This window comes from Streptomyces sp. NPDC048462 (assembly GCF_043200175.1).
Classification (GTDB): Bacteria; Actinomycetota; Actinomycetes; order Streptomycetales; family Streptomycetaceae; genus Streptomyces.
The window spans coordinates 173707-198695 of sequence record NZ_JBICXG010000002.1 but is presented as its reverse complement, the minus strand read 5'-3'; the positions used below and the strand labels follow the sequence as shown (position 1 = coordinate 198695).

General features: G+C 71.0%; 16 protein-coding genes and 1 tRNA gene. 10 read left to right on the top strand and 7 right to left on the bottom strand.

Annotation, left to right across the window (positions count from 1 at the left end; translation table 11 throughout):
* Positions 1 to 27 precede the first annotated feature (27 nt).
* Positions 28 to 1224 carry a sugar phosphate isomerase/epimerase family protein gene (locus ACGFU6_RS04155; RefSeq protein WP_393607961.1) on the top strand — a complete coding sequence of 399 codons (1197 nt, stop codon included), beginning with the start codon at positions 28 to 30 and terminating at the stop codon, positions 1222 to 1224.
* Positions 1225 to 1323: 99 nt separating this feature from the next.
* Here ACGFU6_RS04155 and ACGFU6_RS04150 read toward each other — a convergent pair whose 3' ends face one another.
* The 4 genes from ACGFU6_RS04150 to ACGFU6_RS04135 all read right to left on the bottom strand — a co-directional run bounded on the left by ACGFU6_RS04150 (position 1324) and on the right by ACGFU6_RS04135 (position 7857).
* Positions 1324 to 2718: an OFA family MFS transporter gene (locus tag ACGFU6_RS04150; protein ID WP_393607960.1), complete on the bottom strand. Its 1395-nt coding sequence runs from the start codon at positions 2716 to 2718 to the stop codon at positions 1324 to 1326.
* A 69-nt stretch (positions 2719 to 2787) separates the two neighbouring features.
* Positions 2788 to 4926, bottom strand: a complete 2139-nt coding sequence (locus ACGFU6_RS04145; protein WP_393607959.1) for an acetate--CoA ligase family protein — start codon at positions 4924 to 4926, stop codon at positions 2788 to 2790.
* Positions 4927 to 4928: 2 nt separating this feature from the next.
* A complete protein-coding gene (gene frc, locus ACGFU6_RS04140; protein ID WP_393607958.1) occupies positions 4929 to 6158 on the bottom strand; it encodes a formyl-CoA transferase in 1230 nt (409 codons plus the stop codon).
* A 16-nt stretch (positions 6159 to 6174) separates the two neighbouring features.
* Positions 6175 to 7857 carry a thiamine pyrophosphate-binding protein gene (locus ACGFU6_RS04135; protein WP_393607957.1) on the bottom strand — a complete coding sequence of 561 codons (1683 nt, stop codon included), beginning with the start codon at positions 7855 to 7857 and terminating at the stop codon, positions 6175 to 6177.
* A gap of 176 nt (positions 7858 to 8033) precedes the next feature.
* On the opposite strand from ACGFU6_RS04135, the gene sucC reads away from it, so the two are divergent.
* The 3 genes from sucC to ACGFU6_RS04120 all read left to right on the top strand — a co-directional run bounded on the left by sucC (position 8034) and on the right by ACGFU6_RS04120 (position 12037).
* Positions 8034 to 9167, top strand: a complete 1134-nt coding sequence (sucC, locus tag ACGFU6_RS04130) for an ADP-forming succinate--CoA ligase subunit beta (RefSeq protein ID WP_393607956.1) — start codon at positions 8034 to 8036, stop codon at positions 9165 to 9167.
* An 11-nt stretch (positions 9168 to 9178) separates the two neighbouring features.
* A complete protein-coding gene (gene sucD / locus ACGFU6_RS04125) occupies positions 9179 to 10075 on the top strand; it encodes a succinate--CoA ligase subunit alpha (RefSeq protein ID WP_393607955.1) in 897 nt (298 codons plus the stop codon).
* A gap of 381 nt (positions 10076 to 10456) precedes the next feature.
* Entirely contained in the window at positions 10457 to 12037 is a 1581-nt protein-coding gene (locus ACGFU6_RS04120; protein ID WP_393607954.1) for an aldehyde dehydrogenase family protein, read from the top strand.
* A 28-nt stretch (positions 12038 to 12065) separates the two neighbouring features.
* On the opposite strand, the gene ACGFU6_RS04115 is transcribed toward ACGFU6_RS04120, so the two are convergent.
* Both ACGFU6_RS04115 and ACGFU6_RS04110 read right to left on the bottom strand, forming a co-directional pair.
* On the bottom strand, positions 12066 to 12863 hold the full coding sequence (locus tag ACGFU6_RS04115; RefSeq protein ID WP_393607953.1) for a phytanoyl-CoA dioxygenase family protein: 798 nt from the start codon (positions 12861 to 12863) through the stop codon (positions 12066 to 12068).
* A gap of 117 nt (positions 12864 to 12980) precedes the next feature.
* On the bottom strand, positions 12981 to 14285 hold the full coding sequence (locus ACGFU6_RS04110) for a DUF2254 domain-containing protein (RefSeq protein ID WP_393607952.1): 1305 nt from the start codon (positions 14283 to 14285) through the stop codon (positions 12981 to 12983).
* Positions 14286 to 14521: 236 nt separating this feature from the next.
* On the opposite strand from ACGFU6_RS04110, the gene ACGFU6_RS04105 reads away from it, so the two are divergent.
* Positions 14522 to 14609 (top strand) — tRNA-Leu (locus ACGFU6_RS04105).
* Positions 14610 to 14755: 146 nt separating this feature from the next.
* Here ACGFU6_RS04105 and ACGFU6_RS04100 read toward each other — a convergent pair.
* The gene (locus ACGFU6_RS04100) at positions 14756 to 18721 is read right to left on the bottom strand and encodes an AAA domain-containing protein (protein ID WP_393607951.1); all 3966 of its coding nucleotides are present in this window, start codon (positions 18719 to 18721) and stop codon (positions 14756 to 14758) included.
* A 343-nt stretch (positions 18722 to 19064) separates the two neighbouring features.
* Between ACGFU6_RS04100 and ACGFU6_RS04095 the strand changes: the two genes are divergently transcribed.
* The 5 genes from ACGFU6_RS04095 to rbsD are packed head-to-tail and all read left to right on the top strand — an operon-like array spanning position 19065 to position 24966.
* Positions 19065 to 20102: a LacI family DNA-binding transcriptional regulator gene (locus tag ACGFU6_RS04095; RefSeq protein WP_393607950.1), complete on the top strand. Its 1038-nt coding sequence runs from the start codon at positions 19065 to 19067 to the stop codon at positions 20100 to 20102.
* Positions 20099 to 21637 carry a sugar ABC transporter ATP-binding protein gene (locus ACGFU6_RS04090; RefSeq protein WP_393607949.1) on the top strand — a complete coding sequence of 513 codons (1539 nt, stop codon included), beginning with the start codon at positions 20099 to 20101 and terminating at the stop codon, positions 21635 to 21637. Before ACGFU6_RS04095 ends, ACGFU6_RS04090 begins: the two co-directional genes overlap by 4 nt.
* Positions 21627 to 23597, top strand: a complete 1971-nt coding sequence (locus ACGFU6_RS04085; protein WP_393607948.1) for a substrate-binding domain-containing protein — start codon at positions 21627 to 21629, stop codon at positions 23595 to 23597. Before ACGFU6_RS04090 ends, ACGFU6_RS04085 begins: the two co-directional genes overlap by 11 nt.
* Positions 23598 to 23650: 53 nt before the next feature.
* Entirely contained in the window at positions 23651 to 24580 is a 930-nt protein-coding gene (locus tag ACGFU6_RS04080) for a ribokinase (RefSeq protein ID WP_393607947.1), read from the top strand.
* A complete protein-coding gene (gene rbsD, locus ACGFU6_RS04075; protein ID WP_393607946.1) occupies positions 24577 to 24966 on the top strand; it encodes a D-ribose pyranase in 390 nt (129 codons plus the stop codon). The genes ACGFU6_RS04080 and rbsD overlap by 4 nt, the downstream gene beginning before the upstream one ends.
* The last annotated feature ends 23 nt before the right edge of the window (positions 24967 to 24989 follow it).

Here is a 24989-nt window from a genome sequence, read left to right as displayed (position 1 = left end):
TGCGCGTCTTCGAGAAAGAGAGAGACCGTGACCGAGTACAACGACGAATCCGGAACCGACAGCGCCCTGCGCCGCACCCTGGGCGTCAACCGCCGCCGCTTCCTCAGCACCTGCACCGCCGCCGCGGCGACGGCGATCGCCGCACCCGTACTCGGCGCGTCGCCGGCCTTCGCCCACTCCTCCCACCACGGGAAGGGGCACGGCCATGACCACGGGCATGACCACGGGCATGACCACGGCCACGGCCACGGTCAGGCGCTGGTCCCCGCGGCCAAGCGGGGAATCATCCTGTACACGGTGCGCGACGCGACGGGCCGCGATCCGCTGAGCACCAGCCTTCCCTCGGGCTTCCGCGAAGTCTTCAAGGAGCTCGCCCGCTACGGCTACAAGCAGGTCGAGTTCGCCGGGTACGGCCAGCACGCCAACGCACCCGGCGGCAACAACCTCGAGACGGTGGCGGGTGCGAAGCTGCTGCGCTCGTGGCTGGACGACTACGGCCTGCGCGCCCAGGGCAACCACGGCTTCATCCCCTCGTCCTGGCCGCTGAGCCAGAGCGACCTGGACACGTTCAAGCGGCACCTCGAAATAGCGAACATCCTCGGCATGGACCACATGGGCACCGGTGGCGACCCCACCGGCAGCGCCTACCGTGCCGACTGGGACGTGGCGGCCGACCAGTGGAACGCGATGGGGCAGATCGCCCACCGCGCGGGGATCAAGCTGTACACCCACAACCACGACGCGGCCTACGGCTTCCTGCTCGACGGCGGTCCCCTGGACGATCAGGGGCGTCCCACCCGCAGCTCCGGCATCCGCAAGCTGGAGTACTTCCTCAAGGTCACCGACCCCAAGACCGTATGGCTGGAGATGGACGTCTTCTGGGCGCACGTCGCCCAGTACAAGTTCCACACCTACACCGCGCTCGACGGATCGCAGCGGGAGAACGTCTTCGACCCCGCGGCACTGGTCCGCCGCAACAACAAGCGCTACCCGCTGTTCCACGCCAAGGACGGCGTCGCCAACGAGACCAGTGGCGAGGGCTACGACATGGTCGCCTTCGGCAACGGGATCATCGACTACCGGACCTTCTTCAGCCGGGTCGGTGAGGCGAACTACCGCAACCCGATGATCGAGCAGGACAACGCACCGAGCTCGACCGACCTCGGGCAGTCGCTGGACCAGGCGCGGACCAGCTACCAGGGCATCGCGGCGCTGCGCAAGTAGCACCGCCGGCGGGGGCCCGTCCCCGCTGTGCCTCGTACGTCGGGCCTCCCCGCACACTGTGCGGGGAGGCCCGAGGCCGTGATGGGAAAAGCGCTGCTCCTAGACGACTTCCCGGCTGATCGGCTGTGGATTCGGCGCGATGTCCCGTATCCGGGGCCGTCCCGGCTGCCTCAGCATCAGCGCGATGCACGCCGCCACCATGGAGATCGCCCCGGCCAGCGCGTAGGCGCCGTCGTAGCCCCAGGAGTCGACCACCATCGAGCCGAGCCCACCGCCGAACAGCCCGCTGACCAGCTTGCCGCTGTAGACGAGACCGTAGTTGGTGGCGTTGTAGTTCTCCCCGAAGTAGTCCGGGGTCAGAGCGGCGAACATCGGGTAGAAGGCGCCGCCGCCGAAGCCGGAGAGGAAGGCGAAGAACAGGAACAGCCACTCGCTGTGCAGGTTGCCGGCCCAGATCACACCGAACTGGGCGAGGCCCAGCACGACGATGACGAACACCAGGGTCAGCTTGCGGCCCCAGATGTCGGACAGCCATCCCACGACGGCACGCCCGACCCCGTTGATGACCGCCATGACCCCCATGGAGGACGCCGCGACCAGGGGGCCGAAGCCGACCTCCTTGGCGTAGTCCACCTGGAAGGAGATCCCGAAGATGGACACCCCGGCCGTCAGGACGATGGTGATCCACATGAGCGGCAGCATCCCGGTCCTGATGGCCTCCTTCGGCGTGTACTGCTTGGACGCCGGAGGATTCTTCGCCAGACTCGCGGAACTCTTCGTGTTCCCGGAGTGGTTCAGCGGGTCCACCTCCGCCGGCCACCAGTTCTGCGGCGGGTCCTTGAAGAACCAGGCGCATATCGCCACGACGATCAGGACGTAGACACCGATGAGGTCGAGCACCTCGTTGTAGTTACCGGTGTCGAAGGCGTAGTTGAAGATGAAGATGAAGGGCAACGCACCATAGGCGAAGCCTCCGTTGACAAAGCCCGTCTTCGCGCCGCGCCGTTCCGGGAACCACTTGCCGACCATGTTGATGCAGGTGGCGTAGATCAGCCCGGACCCCAGACCGCCGATGACGCCGAAGCCGCAGATCGCGGCGAAGACGTTGTCGAGGTGCGAGAGCGCGAGGAAGCCGACGAGACAGAGCGCGGCGCCGATATACATCGCCCGGCGCGCGGTGAGTACGCCCTTCTCACGCAGCCACCCGGCCGGGAAGGCTATCCCGGCCTGGAAGAAGACCCACACGCTGAGAATCCAGAAGGTGTTGCTCTGTGTCCAGCCGTGCGCCTCGGAGAGGGTGTCCTCCGCCGAGCCGTACGCGTACTCGGACACACTGATGGCCATCATCGCGATCCACGGCAGATACACCATGATCTTGCGGCTGTGGCCGAGAATGCCGCGGTCCGTCTCACCGACCCGGTAGACGCGGCCCTTGCCGTCCGTCACTTCCCGGTACGCGACGGCTGACGCGCCCGGTTGTCCTTCTGTGCTCATGAAACTCCCCTTGGCTTCGAAAGAACCTGGCCAGCGCCCCCTGTCCAAACTCCTCGTGCCTGGGAAGGGTCAGGTCAGCAGCCCCGCGGCCCTTGCCCAGCGGTACTTCGCACCGAGCGCCGCGACCGGCTTCTCGGTGGTATAGGGGTAGGCCACGACGCCGCGCTCGAAGAGATACGCGCAGGCCTCCTCGACCTCGGTGTCCCCGGCCAGCGACGCCACCACCGGCTTCTCGATCCCGCGGTCCCGGAACTCCTGGACCACCCGGGCGGTCAGCTCCGCGAAGACCATCGGCGGGGTGACGATCGTGTGCCAGTAGCCCAGCACCAGCGCGTGGATGCGCGGGTCCTCCATGCCGAGCCGGATCGTCGCCTCGTACGTCGAGGGCGGCTCACCACCCGTGATGTCGATCGGGTTGCCGGCCGCGCCGAACGGCGGGATGAAAGCCTTGAACGCGGAGTCCAGATCCGGCGGGATCTCCATCAGGGAAAGGCCGTTGTCCACGATCGCGTCGGAGAGCAGCACGCCCGAACCGCCCGCCCCGGTGATGATGACGACGTTGTCACCCTTGGGCGCGGGCAGTACCGGGAGCGCCCGCGCGTACTCCAGCATCTCGTTCAGCCCCGGCGCCCGGATCACCCCGGCCTGGCGCAGGATGTCGTCGTACACGGCGTCGTCGCCGGCCAGCGCGCCGGTGTGCGAACCGGCCGCCTTCGCGCCCGCGCTCGTCCGGCCCGCCTTCAGGACCACGATCGGCTTCTTCGGCACGGTCGCCCGCGCCGCCGCCACGAAGGCGCGCCCGTCCTTGAGGTCCTCCAGGTGCATCGCGATGCACTCGGTGTGCGGGTCCTCACCGAACCAGGTCAGCAGATCGTCCTCGTCGAGGTCCGACTTGTTGCCGAGCCCGACGATCGCGGAGACACCGGTCTTCGTCGAACGGGCGAAGCCGAGGATCGCCATACCGATGCCGCCGGACTGGGAGGTCAGCGCCACCCCGCCCTTCACGTCGTACGGGGTGCAGAAGGTGGCGCACAGATCCTGCCACGTCGAGTAGTAGCCGTAGATGTTCGGCCCGAGCAACCGCACCCCGTACCGCTCACCGATCGCCACGATCTCGTCCTGGAGGGCCTGTTCACCGGTCTCCGCGAAGCCGGACGGGATCAGGACCGCGTTCGCGATGCCCTTGCGGCCCACCTCCTCCAGCGCCGACGCGACGAACTTGGCCGGGATCGCGAAGACCGCCACATCCACCTCACCGGGAACGTCCGTGACGCTCTTGTACGCCTTGCGGCCCAGAATGTCATCGGCCCGCGGGTTCACCGGGTGGATCTCCCCGGCGAACCCGCCGTCGATGAGGTTGCGCATCACCGAATTGCCGATCTTCCCGGCCTCGTTGGAGGCACCGATCACCGCGACCGAGCGCGGCTCCATCAGCCTGCGCATCGAGGCGAGGATCTCCTCGCGGCCGTACTTGCGGCGCTCCTTCACGGGCTCGGTGGCCAGCAGGATCCGGATGTCGGCTGCGACCGCCCCGTCCGGGGCCGCGATCACCGGGTTCAGGTCGACCTCCGCGATCTCCGGGAAGTCCGTGACCAGCTGGGAGACCCGCCGGATCTGCTCGGCCAGCGCCCACCGGTCCACCGGCGGGGCGCCGCGCACACCGCGCAGGACCTCGGCCGCGCCGATCGAGTCGAGCATCGAGCACGCCTCGTCGGCGGTGACCGGTGCCAGCCGGAACGTGATGTCCTTCAGCACCTCCACGAGCACGCCGCCCAGGCCGAAGGCGACCACCTTCCCGAACGTCGGGTCGGTGACCGCGCCGATGATGACCTCCTGGCCCGGCGGCACCAGCTGCTGCACCTGAACGCCGTCGATCCGCGCGTCCGGCGCGTACGCCCGGACGTTCTCGACGATGCGGCAGAAGGCCTCCCGTACGGCCGGGGCGCCCGACACCCCCACGACGACGCCGCCGGCATCCGTCTTGTGCAGCACATCGGGGGAGACGATCTTCAGGACGACCTGCCCGCCGAGCCGGTCGGCATGGGCCACCGCCTCGTCCACGTCCCGGGCCAGCTCCTCGCCCGGCACGGCGATCCCGTAGACGTCCGCCACGATCTTGCCCTCGGGGGCGGTGAGGGCGGTGCGTCCGGCGGCCCGGACGGATTCGAGCAACCGCCCGATCTGTTCGCGATCCTGTGATTCGACCATGCTCAGATGACTCCGCTCGTCTTCAGCAGCCGCAGTTCCTCGTCAGCGAGGCCCAGCTCACCGGCGTACACCTCTTCGTTGTGCTGACCGAGCAGCGGTGAAGTCACCACATCGACGGGGGAGTCGGACAGCTTCAGCGGGCTCCCGACGGTGGTGAACGTCCCGCGCTCGGGGTGCTCGACCCGAACGATCATCTCGTTGGCGGCCAGCGACTCGTCCTCCACGATCTCCTTGGTGGAGAGGATCGGTCCGCACGGGATGTTGTGCGCGTTCAGCTGCTCCAGGACGTCCCACTTGGGGAGGGCGGAGGACCACTCCTCGATGAGCTGGAACATCTTGCCGAGCTTCGGCAGCCGGGACTCCGGCGTCGCCCACTCGGGGTCGTCCACCAGCTCCGGACGGCCGATGAGCGAGGCGAGCGGGCTCCAGCCGACGGGCTGCACGATCACGTACACGTAGTCGTTGGGGCCGCCGGGCGCGCACCGCACCGCCCAGCCGGGCTGCCCGCCGCCGCTGGCGTTGCCGCTGCGGGGCACCTCGTCGCCGAAGTCCTCGTTCGGGTACTCGGTCAACGGCCCGTGCGACAGGCGCTGTTGGTCGCGCAGCTTCACCCGGCACAGGTTGAGCACGGCGTGCTGCATGGCGACGTTGACGCGCTGCCCCCGCCCGGTGCTCTCGCGCTGGAAGAGCGCGGCCAGGATGCCGGCGACGGCGTGGATCCCGGTGCCGGAGTCACCGATCTGCGCCCCGGTCGCCAGCGGCGGTCCGTCCTCGAAGCCGGTGGTGGACATCGAGCCGCCCATGGCCTGGGCGACCACCTCGTACGCCTTGAAGTTGGTGTAGGGGCCCTCGCCGAAACCCTTGATGGAGGCGTAGACGATCCGGGGGTTGATCTCCTGGATGCGTTCCCAGGTGAACCCCATGCGGTCCACGGCCCCGGGGCCGAAGTTCTCCACCATCACATCGCTGCGGCGGATGAGTTCGGTGAGGATCTCCTTGCCCCGCTCGCTCTTGGTGTTGAGCGTGATGCTCCGCTTGTTGCAGTTGAGCATCGTGAAGTAGAGGGAGTCGACGTCGGGGAGGTCGCGCAGCTGTTTGCGGGTGATGTCACCGCTCGGCGCTTCCAGCTTCACCACGTCCGCACCGAGCCAGCCGAGCAGCTGGGTGGCGGAGGGACCGGACTGCACGTGTGTCATGTCGAGGACGCGCACGCCCTCAAGAGCTTTGGTCATGCCAACGGCTCCTCTGCTACTTGTACATGGTCTGGTTCATGGTTCCGGGGGCGTACGCGTCCGGATCGACCCATACGTTGATCAGGGACGGCAGACCGGACTCACGGGCCCGCCGCAGTGCGGGCGCGATGTCGGCGGGGTCGCGGACCTCCTCGCCGTAACCCCCGAGCATCTGGGCGAACTTGTCGTAGTGCACGTCGCCCAGGGTGTTGCCGACCCGCTCGCGCGCGTCGCCGTACTTGGCCTTCTGGCCGTAACGGATCTGGTTCATCGAGGAGTTGTTGCCGACGATGCCGACGAACGGGAGGTTGTAGCGCACCAGTGTCTCGAAGTCCCAGCCGGTCAGGGAGAACGCGCCGTCGCCGAACAGCGCCACGACCTCCTTGTCCGGCCTGGCCTGCTTGGCGGCCAGCACGAACGGCACCCCGACCCCGAGCGTGCCGAGCGGACCCGGGTCCATCCAGTGGCCGGGCGACTTCGGCTGCACCACCTGACCGGAGAACGTGACGATGTCGCCGCCGTCCCCGATGTAGATGGAGTCCTCGGTGAGGAAGTCGTTGATCTCGCTGACCAGCCGGTACGGGTGGATCGGCGCCGCGTCCGAGCGCAGGCTCGGCAGCCGCTTCTCGATCGCGGTCTGTTCGGCGGTGCGCAGCTCCTCCAGCCAGGCCTTGCGCCTGACCGCACCCCCGTTGAGCCGCCCGCTCGCGGCCTCGGTGACGGCCTTCAACACCATCCCGGCGTCCCCGACGATGCCGAGGTCGATGTCCCGGTTCTTGCCCACCGTGCGGTAGTCCAGGTCGATCTGGACGACGGTGGCGTCGGGGGAGAGGCGCTTCCCGTAGCCCATGCGGAAGTCGAACGGGGTCCCCACGATGATGATGAGATCGGCGTTGGAGAACGCGTAGCGCCGCGACAGCTGGAAGTGGTGCGCATCGCTGGGCGGCAGGGTGCCGCGCCCCGCCCCGTTCATGTATGCCGGGACGTTCAGGGTCCGTACGAGTTCGACCGCGCTGTCCGTCGCCCTGGTCGTCCACACCTGACTGCCCAGCAGGATCGCCGGCTTCTCCGCGTGCACCAGCAGGTCGGCGAGCCGCTCGACGGCCGCGGGGTCGCCGGCCGTACGGGTCGAGGCCCGGTACTGGCCGGCCTGCGGGACCCGGGCCCGGTCGACCGGCACCTTGGCGTCCAGTACATCGCGCGGGATCTCCAGGAAGGACGGGCCGGGCGCCCCGTGGTAGCACTCGCGGAAGGCCATCGACACCATGTCCGCGGCGCGTGCGGTGTCCGGCACGGTGGCGGCGAACTTGGAGATCGGGGACATCATCTCGACGTGCGGCAGGTCCTGGAGGGACCCCATCTTGTGCTGGCTGTGCGCCCCCTGACCGCCGATGAGCAGCATGGGTGACTCGGCACGGAAGGCGTTGGCGACCCCGGTCACCGCGTCCGTGGTCCCCGGCCCGGCGGTGACGACGGCGCAGCCGGGCTTGCCGGTGATCCGCGCGTACCCGTCGGCGGCGTGGGCGGCGACCTGCTCATGGCGCACGTCGACGACCTCGATGCCCTCATCGACGCAGCCGTCGTAGATATCGATGATGTGACCGCCGCAGAGGGTGTAGATGCGTTCCACCCCCTCGGCCTTCAACGCCTTGGCGACCAAGTGCCCACCGGAAATGAGGTCCTGGCTGTCCTCGGGCATGAAGATCCCTGTCCCTTCGTAGGGGGCGCGGGAGCCGCTCAAGCGCTCGGCGCAGCGACTCCGCAGTACATTGCATACAGTCGGCGAATACTGTATGAACCTTGTTATCCCGCATCCGGTGGGTGGTGTCCAGGGGGCGTGCGGCACTTTCGCAATCGGCACGATCGGGAGTGACTATGGATCTGTACGAGCACCAGGCACGGCAACTCTTCGCGGAACACGGCATAGCGGTACCCAGGGCTGAGGTGGTCGACGACGCGGACGCGGCGGAATGGGCGGCCCGTCGGCTCGGTGGCCGCGTCGTCGTGAAGGCGCAGGTCAAGACCGGTGGGCGCGGCAAGGCGGGCGGGGTGAAACTCGCGGCGGACGCGGCGGCGGCCGCCCTCACGGCGGGTCGGATCCTCGGTATGGACATCAAGGGCCACCGCGTCCGTACGGTGATGCTGGCCGAACCGGTGGACATCGAGGCGGAGTTCTACGCCGGCTACGTACTCGACCGGGCGGCCGGCACCTTCCTCGCCATGGCCTCGGCCGAGGGCGGCGTGGAGATCGAGGAAGTGGCCGCGAGCCGCCCGGAGGCGGTGGCCCGGATCCCCGTCGATCCGAGGGAGGGAGTCACCGAGGCGGTGGCGCGGCGGATCGCCGAGGCGGCCGGGCTGCCGCCGGAAGCGGCCCCGGTACTCCACCGGCTCTGGCAGGTCCTCACCCGTGAGGACGCCCTCCTGGTCGAGGTGAACCCGCTTGTACGCACCATCGACGGCAGAATCCTCGCCCTGGACGGCAAGATCACCCTGGACGACAACGCCCGCTTCCGCCAGCCCCGTTGGGGCACGGAGGCTGACGACCCGCACGGCGACCCGCTGGAGACCGAGGCCGCCGCCCGGGGCCTCAACTACGTCAAGCTCGACGGCGAGGTCGGCATCATCGGCAACGGCGCGGGCCTCGTCATGTCCACCCTCGACGTGGTGGCCGGCTGCGGAGCCCGCCCCGCCAACTTCCTCGACATCGGCGGTGGCGCCTCGTCCGGCGTGATGGCCGACGGGCTGTCCGTCATCCTCTCCGACCCCGACGTGAGGTCGGTCCTGGTCAACGTGTTCGGCGGGATCACGGCCTGCGACGTGGTGGCCGACGGCATCGTCCAAGCGCTTGAGTCGGTACGGCTGACCAAACCGCTCGTCGTCCGCCTCGACGGCAACAACGCCGCACGCGGCCGCGCGATCCTCGACGCCCGCGCGCATCCCCTGGTCCACCGGGCCACCACCATGGACGGCGCCGCGCGCCGCGCCGCCCAACTCGCCAACGCAGCGTAAGGAGTGCGGACATGGCCATCTTCCTCACCAAGGAGAGCAGGGTCCTCGTCCAGGGCATGACGGGCGCCGAGGGCATGAAGCACACCCGCCGGATGCTCGCCGCCGGCACCCGGATCGTCGGCGGGGTGAACCCCCGCAAGGCGGGCCGGACCGTGGACTTCGACGGCACGTCCGTGCCGGTCTTCGGCTCGGTCAAGGAGGGCATGGAGGAGACGGGCGCGGACGTCACGGTCGTCTTCGTCCCGCCGCCCTTCGCCAAGGCCGCCGTCATCGAGGCGGTGGACGCCGGAATCGGACTCGCCGTCGTCATCACCGAGGGCATCCCCGTCCACGACGCGGTCGCCTTCCATGCCCACGCCAGGACCCGCCCCACCCGCATCATCGGCCCCAACTGCCCAGGCCTGATAAGCCCCGGCCACTCCAACGCGGGCATCATCCCGCCGGACATCGCCCCCGTCCCCGGCCGCATCGGCCTGGTCTCCAAGTCGGGCACGCTCACCTACCAGCTGATGCACGAGCTCCGCGAGTCCGGCTTCTCGTCGGCGGTCGGCATCGGTGGCGATCCCGTCATCGGCACCACTCACATCGACTGCCTGACCGCCTTCGAACAGGACCCCGACACCGAACTGATCGTCCTCATCGGCGAGATAGGCGGGGACGCGGAGGAGCGCGCCGCCGCCCACATCGCCCAGCACATCACCAAGCCGGTGATCGGCTACATCGCGGGCTTCACCGCTCCCGAGGGCAGGACGATGGGCCACGCGGGCGCGATCGTCTCGGGCTCGGCAGGAACGGCCGAAGCGAAGAAGCGTAGGCTGGAAGAGGCGGGAGTCTCCGTCGGGTCGACCCCCACGGAGACAGCGAACCTGGCGAGAGCCCGACTGAGGCCAGGAACACACGGCACCTGAGAGCCCCCGCGCCTACTGGTCGGCCGCGCCTGCTTCCGTGAAGCCAGCGCGTACTTCGGGCCGCGCTCGCTCTCGTGAAGCCTGCGTGCTCTTCCGGGGACGCCACGCTTTCGTGATCCTTGCGAGTTCTGTCGGGCCCGAGTGCCCCCTGCTCATTTCCTTCGGCTGCCGAGGTACACCGCCCCGTGTGCATCCAGCCCCTCCGGCGTTTGAGGAGCGGGGTCCGGGGCGGAGCCGCGGTTACGGGAAGGGGCGGGTAGGGGGCAAGGCCCGCCGCAGGCGCCCCACCCACCGCAACCCGTCCCTATCGCCACCGCCACCGCCACCGCACCCCGACCGCACCACACCCCGCCCCGACTGTGCACCGAGAGCGGAGAACCCATGGCCCCCAACACCACACCCACCCCGACTCCCACCCCCATCCCCCTCGCCCTCAAACCCGGCACCGCCTGGCAGGACGCCTGGAACCGCTGCCTGACCACCGCCCCCGAGGCCTTCCAGGACGACCGCGTCCTGAACCTCTGGTCGGCCGGCTGGCAACGCGACGGCCGGGTGCTCCCCGCCACCACCCCCGTGGACGGCACCCCCATCGCCGGACCGCCCCGGCTCGACGCCCCAACCGCCGCGCACGCGGTCCGCGCTGCCCTCGACCAGCACCGCGCCTGGCGCCACGTCCCGCTCCCCGAACGCAGCGCCCGCGTCACGGCCACCCTCGACGCCCTGACCGAACACCGCGAGCTGCTCGCCCTCCTCCTGGTCTGGGAGATCGGCAAACCCTGGCGCCTCGCCCAGGCGGACGTCGACCGGGCGATCGACGGGGTGCGGTGGTACGTGGACAACATCGAGGGGATGCTCACCGACCGCACCCCGCTCCCGGGCCCCGTCTCCAACATCGCCAGCTGGAACTACCCGATGTCCGTACTGGTCCACGCGATGCTCGTGCAGGCGCTCGCCGGGAACGCGGTGATCGCGAAGGCCCCCACCGACGGCGGTGTCGCATGCCTGACACTGGCGTGTGCGCTGGCCGCCCGCGAGGGCGTCCCGCTCACCCTCGTCAGCGGCAGTGGCGGCGAACTCTCCGAGGCCCTGGTCCGCTCACCGGAGATCGGCTGCGTCTCCTTCGTCGGCGGCCGCGACACCGGGGCCCGCATCGCCACAGCGGTGACGGACCTGGGTAAACGGCACATCCTCGAACAGGAGGGCCTCAACACCTGGGGCATCTGGAACCACACGGACTGGGACGCCCTCACGGCCGTGATCCCGAAGCTCTTCGACTACGGGAAGCAGCGCTGCACCGCCTACCCCCGCTTCGTCGTGCAGCGCAGCGCGTTCGACGCGTTCCTCCTCGCCTACCTCCCGGCGGTCCGCAAGCTGCGCGTGGGCCATCCCCTCGCAGTGGCGGACCCGGGCGACCCGCTGCCCGCCATGGACTTCGGGCCCCTGATCAACGCGGCCAAGGCCAAGGAGCTGGCCGATCAGGTGGCCGAGGCGATCGACCGGGGCGCGGTCCCGCTGCACCGGGCCGGCGCGACCCCGGGGGGCGGCCACTTCCTCCCGGGCCAGGACACCTCGGCGTACTTCCACCCGGTCACCCTCCTCAACCCGCCGCCGTCCTCGCCGCTGCACCACGCGGAGCCCTTCGGCCCGGTCGACACGATCGTCCTGGTCGACACGGAGGCGGAACTCCTCGCCGCCATGAACGCCTCCAACGGGGCCCTGGTCGCCACCCTTTCGACCGACGACCCGCAGACGTACGCGCGGCTCGAGCCCCAGATCCGCGCGTTCAAGGTCGGGCACGGCGCCCCACGCTCCAGGGGCGACCGCGAGGAGCTCTTCGGCGGATTCGGCGCCTCCTGGCGCGGCGCCTTCGTCGGGGGCGGACTCCTGGTCCGCGCCGTGACGGACGGCCCGCCGGACGAGCGCCTGCCGGGCAACTTCCCGGACCACCACTTGATGCCGTAGCAGTGCCCCGCTCCGCCCGGTGCCGCAGTCAGTGCCCGGCCCCTTCCGGACCGGGCGTGTCCTGTCCCAGGCCCCGGCGGATCGCGAGCTCCACGGGAGAGTAGGCGCCGTCGGCCCGCTGTAGTTCGTACGGCGCGGCCGGCATCAGCGGCGGCTGGGCCATGAAGCGCGGCCGCGCCCCGTGGTGCGGTTGCGCCGAGTGCACCAGGAAGGGATGGCAGAGGAAGACATCGCCCGGGGACCCGGTCGCGAGGGCGAGCGGCCGGTGGGCGGATGCCGCGACCAGATCGGGCGCGAGGACCAGCCCGCTCGCTCCCTCCTCCCCGTACTTCTCAAGCACCTTAGGCACGTCGAGGTGCGAGCCGGCCCGGATCCGGGTGGGGGCGTCCTGTTCACCGACCTCGCTGAACAGGAACAGCATCAGCAGCGCCCGGCCCCGGGAGCGCAGATTGGTGAAGTACCAGCTCTCACCCTCCGGCAGGTAGCTCCCCTCGATGTGCCAGCCCGAGTCCTCCGGTTCCTCCTCGTGCGGGAAGCGCAAGGGGAACGTGCCCAGCGAGTAGCGCGGCTCCCAGCGTCCCGCGCCGACGAGAAGGTCGTAGGCGTGCTGCAGAAGAGGGGAGTTGGGGGCGGCCGCGAAGGGCCCCTGCGCCATGCCGGGCACCCAGTGCACCGGTTGCGTCCACGTCGCCGGATCCTCTGGATCGCAGCCCGTCTCGCGCCACAGCAGGTGCGCGCAGTCCGCGGCCACGCGTGGTGCGACGGCGCCCTCCAGCTTCACGAAGCCGTCGCGGAGGAAGCGGGATACCAAGGTCGTGTCATCCATGCGCCCATCGTGCGGTGAGGCCGTCACCGGCCGCCCGACATTTTCCGCACCGCTTCTGTCGGGCGCCGCCGAGGACCGGGGTGAAGCCGGGCCGGGACAGCCGGGGCCGTCCGGGGCTCACCCGATGCCCTGCCGGTCGGGGAGCAGCGCGAACTCCCGCTCGGCCGGGTCGGGCACCGTGCGCTCCACCGCCTGGATCAGCAGCGCACGGTGCCGGACCAGGGGCTGCTGCCGGCCGGGCGGGGCCAGCAGCAGGAGATCGTCCAGCCCGGCCAGCAGCCGCCGGGTGACCTGCGGACTGTTCGCCGCGCACCGCCGGACCTCCTCGAAGCCGAGATCCACCAGGTCCGCCCACTCCGGTACGTCCTGCACCAGCCGCACGACCCCCTTGCGGTCCCGGTGGTGGACGGCGCCGAGGGGCAGGTCCACGACGGCCGCGAGGAACTGCACGATCCGGTCCAGGCACTGCACGGCGGTGGTCGGATCGTTCACCGCCGGGGACAGGGCCCGCAGCGCGATGTCCGACAACTGGCGCAGCCCGAACGCGAGGTCCTGGTGCAGGGTGCGCTCGACCCCGACGGACACCGTGTACCGCAGCGCGCTCCGGGGCGGCGAGGCCCCGCCGTGCACCGCCAGTACCGGCGTCCCCGGCACGACGAAGTCCCCGAGCCGGGGGATCAGCCGCAGGACGACGCCTTGGTGCCGCGCGGCCCGCACCAGCCGTGCCACGTTGACGTCCCGCAGGACCCCGGCCCGCCCCTCGTGCACGAGCTGCCCGCTCTCGGCGGCGAGCGGTCCTTCCTGGGGCCGGCCGCCCGGCATCCGCGCCAGTACCCGGAACGAATCCCGGGTGATGCGGTCGACGACCGGGCCCACCTGCATCAGACGCAGCGTGGAGCTCACGTAGGCGATGAAGAGCAGCAGGCTGAGCCCGACGAGCGCGGCGGTCAGCACACTCTGGACGAACGGCACGGACGTGATCCGGCGCGGATCCGTCTCGCTCTCGTACGAGCTCAGCACCAGCAGCGAGAAGACGAACGTCGCCAGGAACACCGACAGCGTGAGCTTGCTGATCCGGCTCCGTACGAAGATCCGCACCACCCGGGGTGTGAGCTGTCCGCTCGCCATCTGCACGGCCACCAGCGAGATGCTGAAGACCACACCGATGAAGGTCATCATCGCCGAGCTGACCGTGACGACGATCTGCTTCGTGTCCTCCGCGACCGAGACCAGGTCCTTGACCTCGTCGTACGCCTGCTCGTCCTTGAGGTAGGAGATGAGCTGCTCGTCGACCGCCGAGGCGGCGAACCAGAGCGCGATGGCGCAGACCAGCGTCAGGGTCGGAGCGAACCAGAACGTCTCACGCAGATGCTCACGCAGCGGTGACAGCGCGCGGGGTGGCCGATAGCCGCGATCACTCATGTCGGCGAACGTAACCCGCTCCGCCCGCGCCCTCGTGGACGTCGCCGCCGACCCTCCGGACACACCGTGCGTACGCGTCCGACGACGGATCGTGCGCAGGTGTGGGCGTGCGCCGCCCGGAACACCCGCCCGATCCGCTCGCACCCCGCTGACCACCCAATATGCAGGTGAGGTGGACCCCGAACCCCTGGTATTGTTTTCTTTGTCGCCACGGGGAACCGCGGCAGACACACCCGGTCCGGGTGGCGGAATGGCAGACGCGCTAGCTTGAGGTGCTAGTGCCCTTTATCGGGCGTGGGGGTTCAAGTCCCCCCTCGGACACCAGAGGTCGATCGACCCAGAAGAGCCGGTCAGAGCGAAGCAATATCGCTCTGACCGGCTCTTTTGTCTGTCCCCTAGGCGCGGCGGCCGTTCTGTCGAGGTCTCCTGATGTCGCCGGATCGCGGTGCCGCCGCACTCCTCCGGGCCGCTTATTCGCCGTCGAGCGACCAGGTGGTGCGGTCACGGCGGTGGTCGAATACATCGAGTTCACCTGCGAGGACGTCGAAATGGGGAAGCGGGGCCCACAGGCTGCGCTCACCGATGACGTAGAGGCGGCGTTTGGCGCGGCTCGCGGCGACGTTGAGCAGATGCGGGGTGCGGGCCGCCCACTCCCGGGCTCCGCGACGGCCACCCCCGAGCACCAGGACCACGACGTCGGCTTCCTTGCCCTGTGCCCGGTGGACGGTGGCACAGCGTTCGTCCAGGTGTTCGGCAGTCCATCCTGCGCGGCTGCGGCAGACCTTCTTGCACTCGGCGACGAGCGCCCGGAAAGGGGCGATGACGCGTATGCGTTCGACGCCGACGCCGTGCCGGTCCAGGGTGTCGAGGACGAACTCGAACGCACGGCGGTCGCGTTCGCCCCACGGGGCTCCGGCCGGGCGGGAGGGGGCATCGGTGTTGAGCCAGCGGCTGGGCAGCAGCCCGTTCCGTTCCCCGTCGGGGAAGTCCTGTCGCGCCGTGCCGTAGACCATGAGGCCGTCGTAGGCGACCTCGTTGCTGACGGTGAACATCGGTTCCTCGCAGCGGCGGTGGACGCGCAGCGGCGAACCCACCCAGACGTGCTCGTCGTCCCCCTCCGGGGCCGGCAGGTAGGTGCCGAAGCGGTTGGTCCGGTCGGCCACGGCCTGGGCCGAGGTGGCCGATGGCAGCCACCGCTCGTCGACGCCGTAGGCGCGCAGCAGCCTGCGCTGCAGAGCCGTGGGCATCGTGACGACCGGCTCCAGCTGGAGGGGATCGCCGACCAGGACGGCACGGCGGGCCCGCCACAGCGCGCCCACGGCGGCCTGCGGGGTGGCCTGCCCGGCCTCGTCCACGAGCAGCCAGCCGATCGACTCCCGGCCGAGGCGGGCGAACATGCTGCCGACGGAGGAGAACGTGGTGGACACCACGGGCACCAGGAGGAAGAGGGTCTGCCAGGCGTGCTCGACCTCTTCGTCGGGCAGCGGCCCATTCGTTCCCGCCATCAGCTCCACGAGGACCTGGAGGTTGCCGCGGACCTTCTTCGCGGCTCCGGCCACGAAGGCGCGGTGCAGGTCGAGGGCGCGCAGGAACAGGTCGCTGCGTGCGGTGGACCACTTCTCGTCGGACCAGGGGGAGCCGAGCTCCTGGACGTCTTCGTCGAGGAGCAGCCAGCCGAGCGGCAGTGAGGGCAGCGTCCGGGCCGCGTCCCGCAGCCCGGCGTGGCGCCCGTCCAGCTCGGTCCTGGCGGCACGCAGGTCGCGGCGGGCTGTGCTGGCGGCCTGACGGGCCCGGCTCATGGCGGTGTCCGCCGCGGTCTGCCGGGCATGCGCGGTCCGTTCGTGCGCGCGGGCGGCGGTGACGGCGGCGGCCGTCTCGTCGACGGCGGTGGCGTACTGGGAGGTCCTGCCCGCGGCCAGGGACTCGGCGCGGACGGCCGCGGCCACCTGCGCCATGGAGTCATCCAGGGCGGCGCTTTGGACGACGAGCAATTCCGCGATCTCGGCCTGGGTGCGCTCCTGCTGCCGCTGAGCGGCCTGCCGGTCCGCGGAGCTCTGAAGCAGCCGCCGCAGCCCGCCTCGCAGACCCCCCTCGACTGCGGGCGGTGCGTCCTGGCGGACAGTGAGCGCGGTGACGTAATCGCGGTGGTGAGCGGCCAGTTCACGAGCGGCCGACAGATCCGCACGGGCAGTGGCCAACTCCTGCCGGGCTCGTGCCACGTCCTCGGTGGCCGCCCGGTGCCGGGACTCGGTGGCCGAGGTGGCGCGCCGGGCCCCGTCGGCAGCGACGACGGCCTGCTCGACGGCGGCCGTCGCGGCGTTGATCGTCTGGTCCGCGCGGGACACCGCAGCCTCCAGGCCGCCGATCCGCCGCCCGGCCGACGGGGACTCGACGGCTGTCAGCGCCGAGGCGAGCCGGGCGCGCTCGGCACGCAGCCGCTCGACCTCGGCCCGGGCGGTGCGGAACGCGGTGACGGCGGCGGTCCACGACGGCACCGGTTCGGCGGGCCCGGCCGCCGCGTCCGGGCCTGCGGGGGCGGGGCGCCGGCTGCCGGGCGGAACCCTCGGCGGGATCCAGTCGCTCAGAACAGCCCGCATACCGCGCAGTGGCGGCTGTTCGGCCGCGGACCGGGCGGCGGTCTCCTTCTCGGGCAGCCGGCCCCACCAGAACCGGTCGCAGAACTCCTTGCGGTTGGTCTTGTTTCCGAGCACCGCCGCGACCAGCCCCCATGCGGGGCCGCCGAGGAGAGCGGAAGCGAGGTCCGGGAAGTGGTCCGTGGCGTCGTGCCAGCGCTCGCCGAGCGCGCCGATGCCCGGCAGTTCGGCGGTGACGTTCTCGACCGCGCCGTTGTTGGAGGAGGCGACCACGATCTCGAAGCCGGTCAGCCGGGGGTCGAGCCGCGACACGAACCGAGGATGACTGCCCTGCCGGTCCCTGCCCCGCCACGCCGGACCGGGGAAGGCCTGTCCGGGCCGGTCGAACGTCGCCAGCACCGCCGCCCGCTCGACCACCAGCGCGGCGACCAGGTCGCGCAGCATCGTCGTCTTGCCCGTGCCCGGCGGGCCGTTCACGGAGAACATCCCGCCCCCGGTGCCCGCGCGGTCGGCCAGCATCCGGTCGACCGCGAACTGCTGGCTCAGTGCCAGTGGGAATCGTGCCGGTGCGGGCCACCGCCCCGACGGAACCAGCGCCGGGTCAACCCCGGCCAGGACGGTTCCGCGCTCCTGACGCACATCCGTCCGCGCCCCCGCGGCGAGGGCGTCGTGCTCGGTCAGATACGCGTCCAGAGCGGGGCCGATCCCCTTGCCTACCGCCCCGGCCACCCGGGCGAGATCAGGGGGGAGCAGGCTGTTCAGGAAGGGCGCCGCGGCGGTGGCCTTCGCCCGTGGATCCTTGGGCCGGTGGACCAGCCTGCTCCGCACCCGGACCACCTGGGGTCGCAGATGGTCCCGCACCCCGCACAGGTCGGCGATCTGCGCGGTCAGGGCGACGAGGTCGGCGAACCCGAGCGGGCGGGGACCGGGGCCGGCTTCGGGTGCCTGCGACGTGTCCGCGGAGCCCGCCCGCGCAGGTGCGGGATCGCTGCTGCCGCTCGCCGGATCCCCGGACCCCGGCTGGTCTGCGACGGCCCGGCGTGCCGTTGCCCAGTCGGCGGCGCGGCTCACCAGCGGTTCGGCCGCGCCCTGGAGGGCGGCGCCGACGACCTCGCCGAACAGTGCCTCGACCGCTCCGACGGCGGCCCCGCCCAGGATCTCGCCGAGCAGTCGCTGCCAGCTCACGCGGTCGCCCCCGGCCGAGCTTCCCGGCCGGCGCCCGGATCCGGGCCCCTGCCCGGACCCCGAGTCGGGGGGCGGGGCGGCGAACCCGTACGGGATCGCGGTGGCCGTCAGTTCGTCGATCGCCGCGCCGAACGCGTCGTCGAGCTCCTCGAAGCCGTCCAGCCAGCCGGGCGCGGAGGGCCCCGGATCGAAGAGGCGGCCGGTCGCCCAGGCGCAGGCGGAGATCACGGACGTGTCCTCGACCGGTCGTCCCGCATCGTCCAGGATCAGGGCGAACATCGCGCTCTGGCCCGGCACCGTCAGCTCGGACTGCGGCACACCAGGATCCGGATCGGTCCCCGCGGGCAGTACCGCGATCATCGCCTGACGGAGCAGCTCGAGATCGAAGACCCCGCAGTAGATCTCGTGACGCCACACGCGGCCGTACGGCGCCCGGCGCGCGCCCGTCTCCGGATGATCGGCATCCCACGGCAACCGCGGCGATATGCGTCCGGGCTGCGGCGTCAGATCGACGATGTACTCGTCTCCCGGACCGGACCCCGAGACGGGGCGCCGTCGGGGCAGTGCCGGGATGCCCGGCGGACCGAACAGCTCGATGGCGCGCCAGGATTCCAGCAGTGCTTCCCTGCGGTGGCCCTGCCCCTGTCCGCTCCGCACCCCCGTGCCTCCAGTTCACACGCGGCGGCCCCCGGCCGCTCCCTCTACCGATGAGCTGTCAGCCGAATCTACCGGACCGCCGGCAGGCCGGGCCGGGACTGCCGGCGGTCCGGCTGCCGGGCTTGGCTTGCGGGGGTGCCCGGGCACTCGGTGACCTCCGCCGGTGACCTGCGGACGAGATCTCCCGGGCAATCCGCCCCCTCGCGTCACGATCCGGTCTCGGAGGGCAGGTAGGGGGTTGTTTTCGGCCATGTAATCGATTCCAATCTTCCATGTAATCGATTCCACGGCCCTGGCCGCTGGTTTCGAGGCGCACGGAAACCACAAGGAGGTGGTCCCGGAAATGGCGAGCATCAAGGATGTCGCGGCCCAGGCAGGAGTCTCTGTCGCCACGGTCTCCCGCGTCCTCAACAGCCATCCCTCCGTCAGCCCGGACGCGCGCAGACGCGTCCTCGCCGCCGTCGAAGCCCTCGGCTACCGGCCCAACACGCTGGCCCGCTCGCTGCGCACCGATCAGACCCGAACGCTCGGTCTCGTCATCAGCGACGTGCTCAACCCGTACTTCACCGCCCTGGCCCGCTCCGTCGAGGAGGAGGCCCGCGCCCTCGGCTACAGCGTGATCATCGGCAACGCCGACGAGCGGCCCGAGCAGCAGGACGACCACGTCCGCACCCTCCTGGACCGCAGGATCGACGGGCTCCTCGTCTCGCCGGCCGACGGCGACTCGCCGCTGCTGCACGACGTCGCGCGCGCCGGCACCCCGATGGTGTTCGTGGACCGCTGGATGCCGGGCGTGGACGTCCCCGTCGTGCGCGCCGACGGCCACCGGGCCATCCAGGACCTGGTCGCCCACCTGTACGCACTCGGTCACCGCAGGCTCGCCATCATCGCCGGGCCCGCGGCCACCACCACCGGTGACGAGCGTGTCGAGGCCTTCCGGGCGGCGATGAGTGCGCACGGACTCGCGCTGCCGGACGCCTACATCGGCCAGGGCGACTTCCAGGCGGCCAGCGGACGGCGCGCCACCGAGCACTTCCTCGCTCTCCCAGAACCGCCCGAGATCGTGTTCGCGGCGGACAACCTCATGGCGCTCGGCGCCCTGGACGCCATCCGCGCCCACGGGCTGCGCGTCCCCGAGGACATCGGGCTCGCCGCCTTCGACGACATCCCCTGGTTCGTCCACACCGCACCGCCGATCACCGCGATCGCCCAGCCCACCGGCGAACTCGGCCGCGCGGCCGTACGCGCACTCGTCGACATCGTCGAGGGCCGGCCCCCGCAGTCCGTCACCCTGCCCGCCCGGCTCGTCGTACGCGGCTCCTGCGGTGAGCACACGAACGAACCGGACCCGTCCGCCACCGAGCCGAGGAGCAACGCGTGAGCGAGTCAGTCGAGTTGCTGCGCATCGAAGGCGTGCGCAAGACCTTCCCCGGGGTGGTCGCCCTGGACAGCGTCGACTTCGACCTGCGCAGCGGCGAGGTGCACGTCCTGCTCGGCGAGAACGGCGCCGGCAAGAGCACCCTGATCAAGATGCTCTCCGGTGCCTACCGCCCGGACAGCGGCCGGATCTTCGCCCGGGGTCAGGAAGTCCGCATCCACGGAGCACAGGACGCCGAGAAGCTCAAGATCGCCACGATCTACCAGGAGTTCAACCTGGTCCCCGATCTCACGGTGGCCGAGAACATCTTCCTCGGCCGCCAGCCGCGCCGTTACGGACTGATCGACCGGCGCCGGATGGAAGCCGATGCCGAGGTCCTGCTGAACCGCGTCGGCCTGCACGTCTCGCCTCGGGCGAAGATCCGCGAACTGGGCATCGCCCGGCTGCAGATGGTCGAGATCGCCAAGGCCCTCAGCCTGGAGGCGCGCGTCCTGATCATGGACGAGCCGACCGCGGTCCTCACCTCCGAAGAGGTCGACAAGCTCTTCCGGATCGTGCGCAGGCTGCGCGAGGACGGCGTCGGGATCGTCTTCATCACCCACCACCTGGACGAGATCGCCGCCCTCGGCGACCGCGTCACCGTCCTGCGTGACGGCCGCAGCATCGACCAGGTGCCCGCCTCGACCCCCGAGGCGGAACTCGTCCAGCTGATGGTGGGCCGCAGCATCGACCAGCAGTACCCGCGTGAACGTGCCGACGCCGGAGAACCGTTGCTGTCCGTGCGCGGGCTCAGCCGCGAAGGCGTCTTCCACGACATCACCTTCGAGGTGCGCGCCGGTGAGGTCGTCGGCCTCGCCGGACTCGTCGGGGCCGGCCGCACCGAGGTCGCCCGCGCCGTCTTCGGCGCCGACCCGTACGACGCCGGCACGGTCGACGTACGGGGCGAGCGGCTCGGCAGGCACGACGTCACCGCCGCGATGAACGCCGGGATCGGCCTCGTCCCCGAGGACCGGAAGGGCCAGGGCCTGGTGCTCGACGCCTCCGTGCAGGAGAACCTCGGCCTCGTCACCCTGCGGGCGGCGAGCCGGTCGGGGCTCGTCGACCTCAAGGGCCAGCGCACGGCCGCAGCCCGGATCGCGGAACAGCTCGGCGTACGGATGGCGGGCCTCGGCCAGCACGTCCGTACCCTCTCCGGCGGCAACCAGCAGAAGGTCGTCATCGGGAAGTGGCTGCTCGCGGACACCCGCGTGCTGATCCTCGACGAACCGACCCGGGGCATCGACGTCGGCGCCAAGGTCGAGATCTACCAGCTCATCAACGAGCTGACCGCCTCCGGCCACGCCGTCCTGATGATCTCCAGCGACCTGCCGGAGGTCCTCGGCATGAGCGACCGGGTGCTGGTCATGGCCCAGGGCCGGATCGCCGGTGAACTCCCTGCCGAGCGCGCCACCCAGGACGCCGTGATGGCCCTCGCCGTCGGCTCCGCCCCCGCAACCGAACCCACCGAGAACGACGAGGAGGGCCCCCGTGGCCACTGACACCCACCCGGGCAAGACGGGGGCGGGAGCCGCCGGGCCGAGCCTGCGCCGACTGCTGCTCGACAACGGAGCCCTCACCGCCCTGGTCGTCCTGCTGCTGGCGATGTCGCTGCTCTCCGGCGACTTCCTCACCACCCAGAACCTGCTGAACGTCGGTGTACAGGCCGCGGTCACCGCGATCCTCGCGTTCGGCGTCACCTTCGTCATCGTCTCCGCCGGCATCGACCTCTCCGTCGGCTCGGTCGCCGCGCTCTCCGCGACGGTCCTCGCCTGGTCGGCGACGTCGGCGGGGATGCCCGTCGTACTCGCGGTCCTCCTCGCCGTCGCCACCGGCATCGCCTGCGGCTTCGTCAACGGCGCCCTCGTCGCGTACGGGAAGCTGCCCTCGTTCATCGCGACGCTGGCCATGCTGTCGATCGCGCGAGGCCTGTCCCTGGTGATCTCCCAGGGCAGCCCGATCGCGTTCCCCGACTCCGTCTCCACACTCGGTGACACGCTCGGCGGCTGGCTGCCCGTACCGGTCCTCGTCATGATCGCCATGGGGCTGATCACCGCCCTCGTCCTGGCCCGCACCTACCTCGGCCGCTCGATGTACGCGATCGGCGGCAACGAGGAGGCGGCCCGGCTCTCCGGGCTGCGGGTCAAGAAGCAGAAGCTGGCCATCTACGCGCTGTCCGGCCTCTTCGCCGCCGTCGCGGGCATCGTCCTAGCCTCCCGGCTGACCTCCGCCCAGCCGCAGGCCGCGCAGGGGTACGAGCTCGACGCGATCGCAGCGGTCGTCATCGGCGGCGCCAGCCTCGCGGGCGGCGTCGGCAAGGCGTCCGGCACCCTGATCGGTGCGCTGATCCTGGCGGTGCTGCGCAACGGCCTCAACCTGATGTCCGTGTCCGCCTTCTGGCAGCAGGTCGTCATCGGTGTCGTCATCGCCCTCGCGGTGCTGCTCGACACGCTGCGCCGCAAGGCCGGTTCGGGAGCCCCGTCCTCGGCCGGCTCCTCAGCGGCCGGGCCCGGATCACCGGGATCGGGACGCAGGGGTGCGATGAAGGCCGGTCTCGCACTGGTCTGCGTCGCGGCTGTCATCGCCGCCGTCACGTTCTTCAACAACTCCGGTTCCTCCGGCGGCAACACCCGGGTCGGGATGTCCCTGTCCACACTCAACAACCCCTTCTTCGTCCAGATGAAGGCGGGGGCGCAGGCGGAGGCCAAGGCCGCCGGGATCGACCTCACCGTCACCGACGCGCAGAACGACGCCTCGCAGCAGGCCAACCAGCTCCAGAACTTCACCAGTTCCGGGGTGGACTCGATCATCGTCAACCCGGTGGACTCCGACGCGGTCGGACCGGCCGTACGCAGCGCCAACGACGCCGACATCCCCGTGGTCGCCGCCGACCGGGGCGTCAACAAGGCGCAGACGGCGACGCTCGTCGCCTCCGACAACGTGGCCGGCGGCAAGCTCGCCGCCAAGGCCCTCGCCGACAAGCTCGGCGGCAAGGGGAGCATCGTCGTCCTGCAGGGCACCGCGGGCACCTCCGCCAGCCGTGAGCGCGGGGCGGGCTTCGCCGCCGGCATCAAGGCGTACCCGGGCATCAAGGTCGTGGCCACCCAGCCCGCCGACTTCGACCGCACCAAGGGCCTGGACGTCATGACCAACCTCCTCCAGGGCCACCCCGGCATCACCGGCGTCTTCGCCGAGAACGACGAGATGGCGCTCGGCGCGGTCAAGGCGCTCGGTGCCAAGGCCGGGAAGTCGGTCTCCGTGATCGGCTTCGACGGCACACCGGACGGCCTGAAGGCGGTCGGTGCGGGCACCCTGTACGCGTCCGTCGCCCAGCAGCCCAAGGAGCTCGGGAAGATCGCCGTGCAGAACGCGGTCCGGGCGGCCGACGACAAGAAGGTCGCCGGCACGGTCAAGGTGCCGGTCAAGGTCGTCACCCGGCAGAACGTGGCCGACTTCTCCTGACCGGGCGGCACACCCCGGCCACGTACTCCACGGAAGGAAGGCAGTAGCAGCAGATGTACGAGAACGAGGACTCCGGTCCCGCCCGGTACGACCTCCTGGTCGTCGGCTCGGCCAACGCCGACCTGGTCGTCGGCGTCGAACGGCGCCCGGCGCCGGGGGAGACGGTGCTCGGCTCCGACCTCGCCGTCCACCCGGGCGGCAAGGGCGCCAACCAGGCGGTGGCCGCCGCCCGCCTCGGCGCCCGCACGGCGCTGCTGGCCCGGGTCGGTGACGACGCCCACGGCAGGCTGCTGCTCGAATCGCAGCGGTCGGCGGGCGTCGACACCGGCGGAGTCCTCGTCGGCGGAGCGCCCACCGGGGTCGCCCTGATCACGGTCGACCCGACGGGCGACAACAGCATCGTCGTCTCGCCGGGCGCCAACGCACGGCTCACCCCCCAGGACATCCGGGCGGCGGCCCCCCTCCTCGCCGCCGCCCGGGTGGTCTCCGTCCAGCTGGAGATCCCCCTGGAGACGGTCGCCGAGACGGCCCGCGTCCTGCCCGCCGGAACCCGCCTCGTCCTCAACCCGTCCCCGCCCGCCCCGCTGCCCGCCGAAGTGCTGGCGGCCTGCGACCCCCTGGTGGTCAACGAGCACGAGGCGCGCTCGATCCTGGGCCGGGACGCGGGTGCCACTCCCGAGTCCTGGGCGCGGGCGCTCACCGCACTCGGCCCGCGCTCGGTGGTGATCACCCTGGGCGCCGGCGGTGCGCTGGCGGCCGACACCCGTACCGGCGACTGTGTACGGGTCCCGAGCCCCGAGGTCGACGCGGTCGACACGACGGGCGCGGGCGACGCGTTCACCGCGGCCCTGGCCTGGCGGCTCGGCCTGGGCGAGGAGCTCCCCGCGGCCACCGCCCTCGCCGTCAGGGTCGGCGCGGCCGCGGTCACCAGGCAGGGCGCGCAGGCGTCGTTCCCCACAGCGGAAGAGATCGGCGCACTGTGAAGAAGTCAGGCATCCTCAACCGCCACCTCGCCGGCGCCCTGGCCGAGTTGGGCCACGGCGACGGCGTGCTCATCTGCGACGTCGGCATGCCCATCCCTCCGGGCCCCCGTGTCGTCGACCTCGCCTTCCTGGCGGGAATCCCGTCGTTCGCGCAGGTAGTCGACGGGCTGCTCGACGAACTGGTGGTGGAGGGCGCGACTGCGGCGCGGGAGATCCGCGAAGCCAATCCGGAGGCGTCACGCCTCCTGACCGAGCGCCTCCCGGGGCTCACCCACGTATCCCATGACGCCCTCAAGGCGCTCACGGCGGACGCCCGCCTGGTGGTGCGCACGGGAGAGGCGCGGCCGTACGCGAATGTGCTGCTGCGCTGCGGGGTCTTTTTCTGAGGGGACGTCAACGAGGCCCGGCC